The organism is Saccharopolyspora indica (assembly GCF_027853965.1).
Lineage (GTDB): Bacteria > Actinomycetota > Actinomycetes > Mycobacteriales > Pseudonocardiaceae > Saccharopolyspora > Saccharopolyspora indica.
Map to the genome: position 1 here is coordinate 27,973 of NZ_JAQGLB010000010.1, position 14,695 is coordinate 42,667.

The window sequence follows — 14,695 nt, forward strand, 5'->3', positions numbered from 1 at the left end:
CGACCGGGAGCGTCGGTGACCGTGTTGCTCGTATCGGAACTTGGCGCGCATAGCGCAACAACCTCCCACTGCTTCGAGCCCTGGAGGCACCCATGGGCACCCAGCCCCGCGTGGTCGTCATCGGAGCCGGAATCGTCGGTTGCGCCATCGCCGATGAGCTCACCGAACGCGGCTGGACCGACGTCACCGTCCTCGACCGCGGGCCGCTGTTCGCCACCGGCGGCTCCACCTCGCACGCACCGGGACTGGTGTTCCAGGCCAACCCGTGCCGGACCATGACCCGGTTCGCCGCCTACACCGCGGAGAAGTACCGGAACCTCGAGGGGGAGTGGTGCTTCCGGCCGCTCGGCGGTCTCGAAGTCGCCGGATCGCCGCAGCGGTGGGACGAGATCAAGCGGCGGCACGGCTGGCTGACCTCGGCCGGTGTGGAGAGCCACCTGCGCGGTCCCGACGAGTGCGCCGAGCTGCACCCGCTGCTGGATCCGGCGCGCATCCGCGGCGGGCTGCACATCCCCACCGACGGCCTGGCCAAACCGGTCCGCGCCGCCGAAGCGCAGGCCCACCGCGCGAGCGCCCGCGGTGCCCGGTTCCTGGCCGGGCAGCAGGTCGTCTCGGTCGAGCGCGATGGCGGCCGGGTCACCGCGGTGGTGACCGAGCGGGACCGCTTCGCCGCCGACGTGGTGATCTCCTGCGCCGGGATGTGGGGCCCGCTGATCGGCGCACTGGTCGACCTCGACGTTCCGCTGGTGCCGATGGCGCACCAGTACGCCAGGACCGGGCCGCTGGCCGCGCTGTCCGGCCGCAACGACGCGCGGACCGAGGCCGGGCTGCCCATCCTGCGGCACCAGGACGGCGACCTGTACTTCCGCGAGCACGTCGACCGGATCGGCATCGGCTACTACGGGCACCGGCCGATGCCGCTGGATCCCGCGGCGATCCGCGAACCGGGCTCGGCGGTGATGCCCTCGATCGAACCGTTCACCGCGGAGGACTTCCAGCCCGCTTGGGACGAGGCCCGCTCGCTGCTGCCGGAGCTGGCCGGCACGGAGGTGGCGGAGGGCATCAACGGCCTGTTCTCGTTCACCCCGGACGGGATGCCGCTGCTCGGCGAACACCCGGACCTGCGCGGGTTCTGGGTCGCGGAGGCGGTGTGGATCACGCACTCGGCGGGCGTGGCGCGGGCGATGGCGCAGTGGCTGGTCGACGGGCAGCCCGCCGAATCGCTGCACTCGTGCGAGCTCAACCGGTTCGAAACCGCCCAGCGCAGCCCGGAATACGTGCTGGCGCGCAGCTGCCGGAGCTTCGTCGAGGTCTACGACATCGTGCACCCGCTGGAGCCCGGCCGGGAGCCGCGGCCGCTGCGGACCAGCCCGTTCCACGAGCGCCAGCGCGAACTCGGCGCGGTGTTCCTCGAAGCCGCGGGCTGGGAGCGGCCGCACTGGTACGCGGCGAACGCAGAGCTGCCGGAGGTCGCCGAAGTCCCGCCGCGCGGCGACTGGGCGTCCCGGTTCTGGTCCCCGATCGCCGGGGCGGAAGCACTGGTCACCCGCAAGCGCGTGGCGCTGTACGACATGACGCCGCTCAAGCGCCTGGAGGTCTCCGGGCCGGGTGCGCTGGCCTTCCTGCAGTGGCTGACCACCAACAACCTGGCGAAGAAACCGGGATCGGTCACCTACACCCTGTCGCTCGACGAGGCCGGGGGAGTGCGCAGCGACCTGACGGTGGCGCGGCTGTCCGAGCACCGCTTCCAGGTCGGCGCCAACGGGAACCTGGACCTGGAGTGGCTGCGCAGGCACGCGCCGCCCGACGTGCAGGTCCGCGACATCACGGCCGGGACCTGCTGCATCGGCGTGTGGGGGCCGCTCGCGCGGGAACTCGTGCAGCCGCTGACCGGGACCGACTTCTCGCACGAGGCCTTCGGGTTCTTCCGGAACAAGCGCGCCTACGTCGGCGGTGTCGCGGTGACCGCGATGCGGCTGTCCTACGTGGGTGAACTCGGCTGGGAGCTCTACACCACCGCGGACCAGGGGCGGCGGCTCTGGGACGTGCTGTGGGGGGCCGGGCAGCGGCTCGGGGTGATCGCCGCCGGGCGCAGCGCCTTCAACAGCCTGCGGCTGGAGAAGGGCTACCGCTCGTGGGGCGCGGACATGACCGCCGAGCACGGCCCGCACGAAGCCGGGCTCGGCTTCGCCGTCCGCACGAACAAGGACTTCTTGGGGCGGGCAGCGCTCGCGGAACGAGCGGACGAACGCCGGCTGTGCCCGCTGCTGCTGGACGACCGCGAGGCGGTGGTGATGGGTTCCGAGCCGGTCCACGCAGGTGGGAGCCCGGTCGGGTACGTCACGAGCGCGGCTTACGGCTACACCGTCGGCGCGAGCATCGCCTACGCCTGGTTGCCGCGCGCACTGGCCGTGCCCGGCACCCGCGCGGAGGTCGAGTACTTCGGCGAGCGCCTGCCCGCCGTCGTCGCCGAAGAGCCCCTGTTCGACCCGGAGATGAAGCGGCTGCGCAGCTGAGCCGCGCAACTTCAATGGAAATCGCGGTTCTGGAGGGACGCATGACGACGACCGATCAGCAGGCCAGTCTCATCGCCACGCTGCCCGGACACCACTACACCGACCCCGAGCTGTTCGGGCTGGAGCAGGAGCGGATCTTCCACACCACCTGGTTCTGCGCGGTGCGCGCGGCCGACCTGGCCGAGCCGGGGCGGTTCCGCACCGTCCAAGTAGGACGCGAGAGCGTGCTCGTCGCGCGCGGCGGGGACGGCGGGCTGCGGGCGTTCCTGAACATCTGCCGACACCGCGGCGCTCGGCTGTGCACGGCCGAATCGGGGCAGGTCAAGCGCAGCTTCCAGTGCCCCTACCACGCCTGGACCTACGGCACCGACGGCAAGCTGATCGCCGCGCCGAACCTCACCTCGATGCCCGACGTCGACCGCGCCGAGCACGGTCTGGTGCCGGTCGCGCTGCGCGAATGGCTCGGCTACGCCTGGGTGTGCCTGGCCGAGGAGCCGCCGCCGTTCGAGGAGCAGGTGGTCGGCGCGGTGACCGCGCGGCTCGGCGGCGCCGAGGTGATCGACGGCTACGGCGTCGACGGCCTGGCGCTGGGCCGCCGCATCGGCTACGACGTGCGCGCCAACTGGAAGCTGATCGTCGAGAACTTCATGGAGTGCTACCACTGCGCGACCATCCACCCCGAGCTGACCGAGGTGCTGCCCGAGTTCGCCGACGGCTACGCGGCCCAGTACTACGTCGGGCACGGCGCGGAGTTCGGGCCCGACGTGGACGGGTTCACAGTGGACGGAACCGGCGGTTTCGGCAGGCTGGCCGGGATCGGTGACGACCAGGACCGCCGCTACTACGCGATCACGATCCGCCCGCAGGTGTTCCTGAACCTGGTGCCCGACCACGTGATCGTGCACCGGATGTTCCCGCTGGCGGTGGACCGGACGCTGGTGGAGTGCGACTGGCTGTACGCACCGGAGGTGCTCGACGCGGGCCACGACGTCTCCCGCTCGGTGGAGCTGTTCCACCGGGTCAACGAGCAGGACTTCGAGGCCTGCGAGCGCTGCCAGCCGGCGATGAGCTCCCGCGCCTACGCCGCCGGCGGAGTCCTGGTGCCCTCGGAACACCACATCGCCGAGTTCCACGCCTGGGTCCGGACCGCTCTCGGTCTCCCCGGTGAAGGGCACCTTTAGGCAAGTAGGTTGCTAAAAGGTGCCCTTCACCGGGCATCTGGTCAGGCGCGGGCGCGGCGGAGGCGGCGGATGCGGGTCGCGACGAACCAGACGACCGCGACCAGCACCGCGACGATCACGACCTTCTGGAAGATCCCGATGTAGGACTCCACCAGCCACCAGCTGCGGCCGAGGAGGTAACCGGCCAGCACCAGCGCGGTGTTCCAGATCAGGCTGCCGAGCGCGGTCAGCACCAGGAACGGCAGCAGCGGCATCCGCTCCACCCCGGCGGGCAGCGAGATGAAGCTGCGGAAGATCGGCACCATCCGGCCGAGGAACACCGCCTTGGTGCCGTGCCGGGCGAACCACGCCTCGGTGCGGTCGACGTCGGCCACCTTGACCAGCGGTAACCGGACCGCGATCGCGCGGGTCCGCTCCCGGCCGAGCCACGCGCCGAGGTAGTACAGCACCACGGCGCCGACCACCGAACCGAGCGTGGTCCACAGGATGGCGCCGAGCAGGCTCATCGAGCCCTGGGCCGCGGCGAACCCGGCCAGCGGCAGGATCACCTCGCTGGGGATCGGCGGGAACAGGTTCTCCAGCGCCACCGCCAGTCCGGCGCCGGGGCCGCCGATGGCCTCCATGAGATCGGTGACCCACCCGACGAGTCCGCCGGTCGCGGTTTCGGGCTGTGCGAGGAAGTTCATGCCCAGAACGCTAGAAATCCGCGCTGCCGGGCGGAATGCGGTTCACCGGCGACTTCGCTGCGGCATCGCGCAGAAATCCGGCTGCGGAAAACCGCACCTCGCGGCTCAGATGCGCGCGTCGACGCGCTCGACGAGCACCAGCTCCCCGTCCGGCCGCCGTTCGATGAGGGCCAGGGCATCCGGCCCGTCGGAGATGTGGCCGAGGCACACGACGTCGGTGGCACCGATGCGCGCCTGGTGGCGGTGGTGCATGTGCCCGCAGAAGTGCCACTTCGGGCGGACCCGCTCGCACAGCTCGCGCAGTTCCGGACGTCCCACCGGGTGGCCCCGGTGCGCTTCGGCGATCCCGGCGGGCCAGTCGTGGGTGAGCAGGACGTCGACCGGTCGGCGCGCCCGGCCGGTGCTGCGCACTTCCTCCGCCGTGTAGTAGACGCGGTCCCGCACGGTTTCCCGGCGCGCCTTCGGCACGTCGGTGATCTTCGCCGAGTAGATGCCGGACAGGAACGCCACCCGCAGCCCGGCGACCTCGGCGGCACCCGACCGGCCGAGGAAGTGCACGCCCTCGGTCCACCGGCCGGGCCCGGCCGCGTCGAGCGCGGGCCATGGCTCGTGGTTGCCGCCGATGAAGTGCAGCGGAGCACCCAGGTCGAGCAGACCTTCGACGAGGAAGGGGAAATCGCCCAGTTTCCGGTACTTCGCCGGACTGCGCACCCCCGCCGCGTCCGCCTCGTCGCGGTTCGGCTCGACGTCGCCGACGGCGAGGATCGCGTCGAGCGGGCCGTGCGACGCGCGAACGGCCTCCGACCACTTCGCGAGCAGCTCGAACTCACCGTGCACATCACCGACGACGAGGATCCGCGCGGGACTGCTGTTCTCACGTCGCACGATCGTTGCCTCCGCTGTGGAGGCTACGCGAACCGGTCAGCTGGTGGCGACCGGTTTTCCGGACACCCGGGGTGCGGAAAACCGCAGGTCTTCCTCGTCCTTAGGCTTCGGGCATGCGGCGGTGGCTGTGGGATCTGCTCGGCTTGGCGCTCGGCGCGGGCACAGCGATCCTCGAACTCGGGTACGTGGTGTGCTCGGCCGTGGTGCTGCCCTGGCGCCGGGCACGACCGGCGGTGTTCCGCGGTGCTGGTGCGCTGGTCGAGCTCGAACGCCGACGTCTTGCGCGGTACTCGGGCAGTTCGCACGCCGGGCGGCCGGAGGGGGCGCGGGCGCTGCGGTACCTCGCGCTGCGCGGTCTGGTCGGATTGCTCGGCGGGATCGTGCTGGCCCTGCTGTGCTACGGCGGGCTCGGTGCCGCCAGGGAGTTCTACGAGCTGTGGACCTCGACGGATCCGCTGGAAGGCAGGTCTGCCGACGAGAAGTCCTGGCTCACGGTCTACCTGATCGTCTTCTGCGCGGTGATGGGATACCTGGCGCTGGCCGGGCTCTTCGGCGTCGCGGCGCTCGACCGGGCGTTGGCGCGGCGGTTCCTGGAGCCGGACCCGACCGAGCGGTTGCAACGCCGGGTGGAGGAGCTCGCGGTGACGCGAGCCGACGTCGTCGCCGCGATCCGCGAGGAGCGCCGCCGCATCGAACGCGACCTCCACGACGGCGTCCAGCAGCGACTGGTGGCGCTCGGGCTGCTGCTCGGCCGGGCCCGGCGCGCGGGCGACGCCGACCGGACGGCGGAGCTGCTGGCGCAGGCGCACCAGGAATCCCAGGAAGTGCTCCGCGACTTCCGCGACGTCGCGTGGCGGGTGTACCCGGCGGCGCTGGACGCGGGCGGCCTGCACCCCGCGCTGGAGGCGCTGGCGGAGCGCGCCGGGATGCGCGTGGAGCTGGACTACGCGGTGGACTCGCGGCCGGAGATCGAGGTCGAAGCAGTGGCGTACTTCGTGGTTTCGGAGGCGGTGACCAACGCGGCCAAGCACGCCGGCGCGCGTATCGTCTCCATCCGGGTGCGACGGGAAGCGCGGTGGCTGGTGGTCGAGATCTCCGACGACGGTGCCGGTGGCGCCGTCGCCGACGGTGCCGGGCTCTCCGGCTTGGCGCGGCGGGTCGCCGCGCTCGATGGGAGGTTCACAGTGGACAGTCCGGTCGGCGGGCCGACGGTGATCACCGCGGAGTTGCCGTGCGAGTGATCCTGGCCGACGACGCCACGCTGCTCCGGGAAGGTCTGGCGCGCCTGCTGGCCGAGGAGGGCCACGAGGTCCTCGCCGCGGTCGGCGACGCCCCGAGCCTGCTGGCCGAAGCGGACCGGCACCGGCCCGACGTCGCGGTGGTCGACGTGCGGATGCCGCCCACGCACACCGACGACGGCCTGCGCGCCGCGCTGGAGATCCGCCGCCGGTTCCCCGAGGTCGGCGTGCTGGTGCTCTCGCAGTACGTGGAGAAGCGCTACGCCGTCGACCTGCTCACCGGTGATTCGGCCCGCGTCGGGTACCTGCTCAAGGACCGCGTGGTGCAGGTCGACGAATTCCTGGAGGCCCTCCAGCGCGTGGCCGGTGGCGGCGTGGCCTTCGACCCGGAGGTGGTCCGCCGCCTGCTGTCGACCGGTGACCGCGATCCGCTGGCGGCGCTGACGCCGCGCGAGCGCGACGTGCTCGACCAGATGGCCCAAGGCCGCACCAACGCGGGCATCGCGGCCGGGCTGCACATCTCGCAGAGCGCGGTGGAGAAGCACGCGAACGCGATCTTCGACAAGCTCGACCTGCCCCGGGCCACCGGCTACAGCCGCCGCGTCCTCGCCGTCCTGCACTACCTGGAGTCCGGCAGCGTTCGGTGATCTCTTCGAGGTGAAGGGCACCTCTCGCCAAGTTGCTTGGTGAAAGGTGCCCTTCGCTCATCACCCGGTCGGGTGGGTCAGCTGCGGGTGGGAGCGCCTTCCCGCTGGCGCTTGCGCGATGCCGCGTAGCCGATGGCGATGGCGATGGCCAGGACCGGGGTGATGTAGAGGGCGATGCGGGTTTCGGCGTCGAAGGCCAGCAGGACGGCGACCATCGCGAGGAAGGCCAGCACCACGTAGTTGGAGTACGGGGCCAGCGGCATCCGGAAGGGACCGGCCTGGATCTCGCCGCGGGCGATCTTGCGGCGGTAGCCGAGGTGGGCGATCAGGATCATCGCCCAGGTGAAGATGGCGCCGGCCGTGCTGGCGCTGGTGATGTAGGTGAACGCCTCTTCCGGCACGAAGTAGTTGAGCACGACGCCGATGAACATCGCGCAGAACGTCACGGCGATCGCCCGGGCGGGCACGCCGCGGCCGCTGAGCCGGCTGGCCGCGCGCGGGGCCTGCCCCTCCTCGGACAGCGTGCGCAGCATGCGGCCGGTGGAGTAGATGCCGCTGTTGCAGGAGGACAGGGCTGCCGTGGTCACCACGAAGTTGATCACACCGGCCGCCGCTGGGATGCCGATCAGGGTGAAGGCGTGCACGAACGGGCTGCTGTCGGCGGGGAACTGGAACCACGGCACCAGCGCGGTGAGCGCGACCAGCGCACCGACGTAGAAGATCAGGATCCGCCACATCACGGCGTTGATGGCTCGCGGCAGCACCTTCTGCGGGTTGGCGCTCTCGCTGGCGGTCTGCCCGACCATCTCCACGCCGATGAAGGCGAACATGACGATCTGGAAGGCCATCAGGGCTTGCGCGCCGCCGTTGGGGAACAGCCCGCCGTGGGCCCAGATGTTGCTCAGCGAGGCCGTCGGCCCGAGGTCGCTGAACCCGAAGACCAGGATCGCCGCGGCCAGCACGATCAGCCCGATGATGGCGATCACCTTGATCAGCGCGAACCAGAACTCGAACTCGCCGAACAGCTTCACCGCGATCAGGTTCACGCCGCTGAGCACGACCAGCGCACCCAGCGCCGGGATCCACTGCGGGACCTGCGGGAACCAGAACTGGAAGTACTTGCCCACCGCGGTGATCTCGGCCATGCCGGTCACGATCCACACCAGCCAGTAACCCCAGCCGACCGCGAACCGCGCCCACGGGCCGATGAACTCACCGGCGTACTCGGCGAAGGAGCCGCTCACCGGGCGGTACATCAGCAGTTCGCCGAGGGCCCGCATGACGAAGAAGATCATCACACCGGCGATCGCGTAGATCAGGATCAGGCCGGTGCCGATCTGGTGCAGGGCCTTTCCGGAGCCGAGGAACAAACCGACACCGATCGCTCCGCCGATCGCGATCATGTTGATGTGCCGGGTGCTCAGATCCTTCCGGTACTCCTCGGTCGCTGGTTGGCTCATCGAAGTGGACTCCTCCAGAACGGGGCCGGGTTCTCGGTGTGCAACCGCACGGCCCGCAACGCGTTGTCCGTCAGCGTGTTTCGCTGGAACTGCGGAGATACTCCGGCATCAGGGCGGTGCTGGCAAGAGATTGGGGGGAGTTGAGATCGAGCCTTTTCCTCCGCCGTGCGACAACGCCCGACGAAAGGGGAAAATGGTGCACGGCGGTAGTTCTGGTGCGAATTGCGAATTGTGAAACAAATTGACGTTCTATCGCGTCCGAATGCCGCGATCGAGTGACTCAGATCTCACCACGAAAAGGCCGGTGCGCGCAAACGGATTTGCGCGCACCGGCCGTGGAACTGCTGAACCGTCAGAGGTTCGGGTACAGCGGGTGCTTGGCGGCCAGCGCCTCGACGCGGGCCCGCAGCTTGGCGCTGGTGGTCTCGTCGAAGCCCGGCTTGAGCGCCTCGGCGATCACGTCGGCGACCTCGGTGAACTCGGCCTTGCCGAAGCCGCGGGTGGCCAGCGCCGGGGTGCCGATGCGCAGCCCGGAGGTCACCATCGGCGGCCGCGGGTCGTTCGGCACCGCGTTGCGGTTGACCGTGATGCCGATCTCGTGCAGCCGGTCCTCCGCCTGCTGGCCGTCCAGCTCCGAGTTGCGCAGGTCGACCAGCACCAGGTGCACGTCGGTGCCGCCGGAGACCAGCTGCACCCCGGCCGCCTTGGCGTCCTCGGCCAGCAGCCGCTCGGCCAGCACCTGCGCGCCCTCGACGGTGCGGCGCTGCCGGTCCTTGAACTCCTCGCCAGCGGCGACCTTGAACGCGACCGCCTTGCCGGCGATCACGTGCTCCAGCGGACCGCCCTGCTGGCCGGGGAACACCGCGGAGTTGAACTTCTTGGTGAACTCCTCGTCGGAGGACAGGATCACGCCACCGCGCGGACCGCCCAGGGTCTTGTGCGTGGTGGTGGTGACGACGTGGGCGTGCGGCACCGGGTTCGGGTGCAGGCCCGCGGCCACCAGGCCGGCGAAGTGCGCCATGTCGACCATCAGCTTGGCGCCGACCTCGTCGGCGATCTCCCGGAACCGCTTGAAGTCCAGCTGCCGCGGGTAGGCCGACCAGCCCGCGATGATCAGCTGCGGCTTGTTCTCCCGCGCCAGCCGGGCGACCTCGTCCATGTCGACGCGGTGGTCGTCCTCGCGCACGTGGTAGGGCACCACGTTGTAGAGCTTGCCGGAGAAGTTGATCCGCATGCCGTGGGTCAGGTGGCCGCCGTGCGCCAGGTCCAGGCCCATGATGGTGTCGCCCGGCTTCAGCAGCGCGAACATCGCCGCCGCGTTGGCCTGCGCGCCGGAGTGCGGCTGCACGTTGGCGTAGGAGGCCCCGAAGAGCTCCTTGATCCGCTCGATGGCCAGCCGCTCGACGACGTCGACGTGCTCGCAGCCGCCGTAGTAGCGGCGGCCCGGGTAGCCCTCGGCGTACTTGTTGGTCAGCACCGAGCCCTGCGCCTCGAGCACCGCCTGCGGCGCGAAGTTCTCCGAGGCGATCATCTCGAGCGTGGTCTGCTGACGGTTGAGCTCGGCGCCGACCGCCGCCGCCACCTCTGGGTCCACCGCGGCCAAGTTGCCGTTGAACAGGTCCGGTGTCGACATTGCTGTTTGCCTCCCGTTGTTTCTCTCAGGCGTTGCGGCGGTAGAACGGCAGCTGGACGACCTGCACCGCGACGGCCTTGCCGCGGATGTCGACCTGCAGCTGCGTGCCGGGTTCGCTGTGCGCGCGGTCCACGTAGGCCATCCCGATCGGGTGGCCCAGGGTCGGGGACGGGGCACCGCTGGTCACCACGCCGATCTCGGCGCCGTCGGCGTCCAGCACGCGGTAGCCGTGGCGGGGCGCGCGGCGCTGGTCGGTGCTGAGGCCGACCAGGGTGCGCTCGGTGGGCTTCTCCGCGGCGGCGGCCAGCGCCTCCTTGCCGACGAAGTCGGCGGTCTTGTCGAGCTTGACCACCCGGCCGAGGTTCGCGTGGAACGGCGTGAGGTCGGCGGAGAGCTCGTTGCCGTACAGCGGCATGCCGGCCTCCAGGCGCAGCGTGTCGCGGCACGACAGCCCGGCGGGCTGCAGGCCGTGCTCGGCACCGGCCTCGGTCAGCGCCTGCCACACGGCCTCGGCGTCACCGGGCGCGGTGAACAGCTCGAAGCCGTCCTCGCCGGTGTAGCCGGTGCGCGCCAGCAGCACGTCCTTGCCCGCGACCTTGGCCGGGTAACCGGCGTAGTACTTGACGCCGGAGAGGTCGGTCTCGGTCAGCGGCGCGAGGATCGCCACGGCGTTCGGGCCCTGGATCGCGATCAGCGCGTAGTCGTCGGAGACGTCCTCGTGCTGCGCGTCGAACCCGCTGATCCGCTCGGCCAGCTCGGCGGAGACCACGGCGGCGTTCGCCGCGTTGGCCACCACCAGGAACTCCTGCTCGCCGAGGCGGTAGACGATCAGGTCGTCCAGCACGCCGCCCGCGGCGTTGCAGATCATGGTGTAGCGCGCGCGGCCGGGCGTGATGGCCGTGGCGTTGGCGACCAGCGCGTGGTCCAGCGCGGCCGCGGCCTCCGGACCGCTGATCCGGATCTCGCCCATGTGGGTCAGGTCGAACAGGCCCGCAGCGGTGCGCACCGCGTTGTGCTCGGCGATGTCACCGGAGTAGCGCAGCGGCATCTGCCAACCGGCGAACTCGGTGAGCGTGGCTCCGAGCGCTTCGTGCACGTGGTGCAAGGGCGTCCGTCGTGGCGACGACATGATGTGGGGACTCCTCCTGGTGGGCGCCGGTCGGCAGTCGAGGGCCGGTCAGCTCACTGAGCCCAACCTTATCGGGAACACCTCGACCCCGACCTGCGCGGGCTTGCGCTGGTCGGGCGGTCTCCCCGGAGTCATTGGCCTGAGAGTTTCGCCACCTCGGGAGGTGGCTTGCACCGTGGGCGAGGAGCGCGGTGCTCCTGCTTTTCTCCGTGATCGCCTGGTGCCGTGCGGTGCCGGTGCCTGAGAGTTTGCTGGGGAGTATTGCTCCTTCGGCGCCCCGGTCCCGATGGGCCGAGGTCTCTCCCGCACGACGTCGTGGGCGCTGTATTCGGTTCTGCGCCATGGACGCTACGAACCCCGAGTGACCCACGTCAACCGGAAGGATGAGTGATCTCGTACTGGCTTGCCGTCGAGTTCTGAAAAAGTTCAGAATGGAGGCATGCGTGAGGTTCAGTGGAGCGAAGTGCAGCGTGACCCCAAGGGCGTCGCGGAGTTAGTCGACCAGGGCGACGTGCGGATCCGTCGCCGCGATGGTGCGCCGCTGGTCCTCACCCGCGAGGACCGGGCGGCGGGTGTGTCTGAAGGGGCGGTGATTGCTGCTCGTGCTGTCCGTACTGCGTTTGACAGGTTCTCTCCTGATGAGTTGATCGATGTCTTGTCGGAGGAGTTTCCGTGGGCAGCCTTGTTGCCGTCCGGTGCCCGGTCGGAGTTCGCCCTTGATTTCGCCCAGACCTTCCGGGCATCCGCGGAGCTGGGCAGCTGGGTGCCGCTGCAGCAAACGCTGCGAGAGTGGAAGGCTACGGCGCTTGTTTACACCGATCCGGAGCTTGTTAAAGCGCTGACAGAGCCGGTCACCGAGGACTTCGGACCAGTGCCTCCACCCGAAGGAGGCTATGAGTGACTCCAAAGCGTGGTGACCGTGTTGCGCCCCCTCCACCGCCTGGTGGCTGGGAGATCCGGTTCGCCAACAACGAAGCTGCCAAGGGGTGGGAGGAGCTCTGTCGGACGGCTCGGAGCAACACCTGGGAAGCCTGGGTGGTGTTAAGTGAGCGGCCGCTGGATCCTGTGAACCCAGGACGTCAGCACCCGATGAAGAAGCCGCTCGCGGCACACGTGATTTTCGGGAAAGAGCTCGATCAGTGGCAGTACGAGGTGACGTCATCTGGGCGCATTTGGTACTGCCCTGACTCGGACAAACGTGTTGTATGGATCCTGAGGGCCAGTCCTGAGCATCCCAAGTGGACGGACTAGCAGTGCCCGCTCGATCACCAGACGTCGCCCGCGTCCATGTCCTCGCGGGCGGCGCTCACTTCTGCGGCATCGGCTGGATCAGCTAGCAGCTCCTCGGATTCGCGGTGCATCTTCTCGGCCCTGCTCAGCTCCCGGTACTGCTTGGTCAGGCCGTCGATCAGGGCTTCGAGGGCGAGCTCGAAGCTGGCCGCGTCGATCTCCGCCGCGTGCTCGCGGAGCAGGTGGGCCTTGCTCAGGTGCGGGAAGCGGTCGTCGTAGAGGTCCGCGTCGTCCGGGAAGCCGCCGCTGAACGAGCCCATCGCCGAGCCCACCACCAGGTACTTCGTCGACGCGCCGATCATCGTGGCGTAGCGCTGCGGCCAGCCCGCGCGGGTCAGCCCGCCGTGCACTGCGTCCGCTCGGCGCAGGGCGTTCTCGCGGCGGGCCGGGCCGTAGGCCAGGAACGGCACGAGATTGGGGTGCGCGACCAGGGCCGCCCGGTAGGAGCGGGCCCACTCGCGCAGGCCGGTCGTCCAGTCCTGCTCGAACCCGTCGACGTCCACCGCGGCCATCACGTCGTCGGCGATCTCGTGCAGCAGGTCTTCCTTCGTCGCGACGTGGTTGTACAGCGAGGCCGCGCGCACTCCCAGGCGTTCGGCCAGGCGGCGCATGGACAGCGCTTCCAGGCCGTCGGCGTCGATGATCTCCAGGCCGACGCGGCGGATGCGGTCCGGCGACAGCCGGGGAGTGGTCGGTCGGGGCACGTCTTCTCCTCGTCGGATCCCTTGCGGCGCTCGCCGGGACCGTCTTAGGCTGCCACAAAACTAACGATGTTAGTTAGACGGCCGCAGGAAGGGATCCGGCGATGGTCGACTTCTCGCTCACCGACACCGAGCGCGACATCAGGGACTGGGTGCGCAACTTCGTCCAGCGCGAGCTGGTGCCGCTGGAACCGGAGGTGCTGCGCCGCGAGCGGGCCGGGGAGCGCGGGCTGACCAAGGACGAGCAGCGGGAGTTGCAGCTGAAGGCGCGGGAGGCCGGGTTCTGGGGCGTGCAGACGCCCGAGGAGTACGGTGGCATGGGCCTGTCGGCGGTGCTGTCCGCGCTGATCGAGATCGAGCTCGGCCGCACCTACGTGCCGTTCCGCTTCGGCGGCTCCGCGGACAACATCCTCTTCCACGCCAACGAAGAGCAGCGGCAGCGCTACCTGCTGCCGACCATCGAGGGCACCCGCAAGTCCTGCTTCGCGATCACCGAGCCGGGCGCCGGTTCGGACGCCAAGGACCTGCGCACCACGGCGGTCAAGGACGGCGACGAGTGGGTGATCAACGGCGAGAAGACGTTCATCACCGGTGGCATCGACGCCGACTTCGTGATGGTCTTCGCCGTCACCGACAAGGAGAAGGGCGCCAACGGCGGCGTCACCTGCTTCCTGGCAGACCGCGACATGGGCTGGAAGTCCGAGCCGATCGACATCATGGGCCCGTGGGAGCGCCAGCCGGCCGCGCTGGTCTTCGAGGACGTTCGGGTGCCGGAGGGCAACGTCCTCGGGGAGGTCGGGCACGGCTTCAAGCTCGCCATGCAGTGGATCGGCCGCGGCCGCTACATGCTGCCCGCGCGGGCGCTCGGCGCCTGCGAGCGGCTGGTCGAGATGGGCATGGAGTACGCCAAGCAGCGCGAGACCTTCGGCAAGCCGATCGCCGAGCGCCAGGCCATCCAGTGGATGGTGGCGGATTCGGCCGTGGAGATCGAGGCGCTGCGCTGGCTGGTGCTGCAAGCGGCCTGGCAGATCGACCAGGGCTTGGACTCCCGGCACGCGCAGTCGATCGCCAAGCTCTACGGCGCCACCCGCGCCAACGAGATCGTCGACCGGGTGCTGCAGATCCACGGCGGCATGGGCTACACCAAGGAGCTGCCGGTCGAGCGCTGGTACCGCGACCTGCGGCTGCTGCGGATCTTCGAGGGCACCGACGAGATCCAGCGCCGGACGCTGGCCCGCAACCTGCTGAAGGGGCACGCCTCGGTGCGCGGAGTGCTCGGCTGAGCCCGCTGCGTGGGTAGTCTGGTGGCAAACCGTGGCACCGACGTGG

The 14,695-nt window shown here is 70.0% G+C and carries 12 protein-coding genes and 2 riboswitches; of the genes, 6 read left to right on the forward strand and 6 right to left on the reverse strand.

The annotated features are described in order from the left end of the window. Positions 1-92 precede the first annotated feature (92 nt). Both OU416_RS21825 and OU416_RS21830 read left to right on the forward strand, forming a co-directional pair. Positions 93-2,516: a GcvT family protein gene (locus tag OU416_RS21825; protein ID WP_270928865.1), complete on the forward strand. Its 2,424-nt coding sequence runs from the start codon at positions 93-95 to the stop codon at positions 2,514-2,516. Between the two features lie 41 nt (positions 2,517-2,557). Beyond that, a complete protein-coding gene (locus OU416_RS21830) occupies positions 2,558-3,697 on the forward strand; it encodes an aromatic ring-hydroxylating oxygenase subunit alpha (RefSeq protein ID WP_270928866.1) in 1,140 nt (379 codons plus the stop codon). A gap of 41 nt (positions 3,698-3,738) precedes the next feature. On the opposite strand, the gene OU416_RS21835 is transcribed toward OU416_RS21830, so the two are convergent. Continuing rightward, positions 3,739-4,383, reverse strand: coding sequence for a DedA family protein (locus OU416_RS21835; RefSeq protein WP_270928867.1), 645 nt, complete (start codon positions 4,381-4,383; stop codon positions 3,739-3,741). A 105-nt stretch (positions 4,384-4,488) separates the two neighbouring features. Continuing rightward, positions 4,489-5,268: a metallophosphoesterase family protein gene (locus tag OU416_RS21840; RefSeq protein WP_270928868.1), complete on the reverse strand. Its 780-nt coding sequence runs from the start codon at positions 5,266-5,268 to the stop codon at positions 4,489-4,491. 113 nt (positions 5,269-5,381) lie between these two features. Here OU416_RS21840 and OU416_RS21845 point away from each other — a divergent pair, with 113 nt between their 5' ends. Together OU416_RS21845 and OU416_RS21850 are read left to right on the forward strand one after the other, a co-directional pair. Next, entirely contained in the window at positions 5,382-6,509 is a 1,128-nt protein-coding gene (locus OU416_RS21845; protein WP_270928869.1) for a sensor histidine kinase, read from the forward strand. Continuing rightward, the gene (locus OU416_RS21850) at positions 6,500-7,153 is read left to right on the forward strand and encodes a response regulator (protein ID WP_270928870.1); all 654 of its coding nucleotides are present in this window, start codon (positions 6,500-6,502) and stop codon (positions 7,151-7,153) included. The genes OU416_RS21845 and OU416_RS21850 overlap by 10 nt, the downstream gene beginning before the upstream one ends. A gap of 77 nt (positions 7,154-7,230) precedes the next feature. Here OU416_RS21850 and OU416_RS21855 read toward each other — a convergent pair whose 3' ends face one another. The 3 genes from OU416_RS21855 to gcvT form a co-directional block, all read right to left on the reverse strand. Next, the gene (locus OU416_RS21855) at positions 7,231-8,613 is read right to left on the reverse strand and encodes an amino acid permease (RefSeq protein ID WP_270928871.1); all 1,383 of its coding nucleotides are present in this window, start codon (positions 8,611-8,613) and stop codon (positions 7,231-7,233) included. A 352-nt stretch (positions 8,614-8,965) separates the two neighbouring features. Then, positions 8,966-10,246 (reverse strand): serine hydroxymethyltransferase, encoded by a 1,281-nt coding sequence (gene glyA, locus OU416_RS21860; protein WP_270928872.1) that lies wholly within the window; start codon positions 10,244-10,246, stop codon positions 8,966-8,968. A 25-nt stretch (positions 10,247-10,271) separates the two neighbouring features. After that, the gene (gene gcvT, locus OU416_RS21865) at positions 10,272-11,375 is read right to left on the reverse strand and encodes a glycine cleavage system aminomethyltransferase GcvT (protein ID WP_270928873.1); all 1,104 of its coding nucleotides are present in this window, start codon (positions 11,373-11,375) and stop codon (positions 10,272-10,274) included. A gap of 118 nt (positions 11,376-11,493) precedes the next feature. Next, a riboswitch (glycine riboswitch) is annotated at positions 11,494-11,593 on the reverse strand. Then, a riboswitch (glycine riboswitch) is annotated at positions 11,594-11,691 on the reverse strand. A 123-nt stretch (positions 11,692-11,814) separates the two neighbouring features. Between gcvT and OU416_RS21870 the strand changes: the two genes are divergently transcribed. Further along, a complete protein-coding gene (locus OU416_RS21870; RefSeq protein WP_270928874.1) occupies positions 11,815-12,276 on the forward strand; it encodes a hypothetical protein in 462 nt (153 codons plus the stop codon). Positions 12,277-12,640: 364 nt separating this feature from the next. Here the strand turns inward: OU416_RS21870 and OU416_RS21875 are convergent, their stop codons facing one another. Further along, the gene (locus tag OU416_RS21875; protein ID WP_270928875.1) at positions 12,641-13,369 is read right to left on the reverse strand and encodes a TetR/AcrR family transcriptional regulator; all 729 of its coding nucleotides are present in this window, start codon (positions 13,367-13,369) and stop codon (positions 12,641-12,643) included. Between the two features lie 101 nt (positions 13,370-13,470). Between OU416_RS21875 and OU416_RS21880 the strand changes: the two genes are divergently transcribed. After that, positions 13,471-14,649: an acyl-CoA dehydrogenase family protein gene (locus OU416_RS21880; protein WP_270928876.1), complete on the forward strand. Its 1,179-nt coding sequence runs from the start codon at positions 13,471-13,473 to the stop codon at positions 14,647-14,649. The last annotated feature ends 46 nt before the right edge of the window (positions 14,650-14,695 follow it).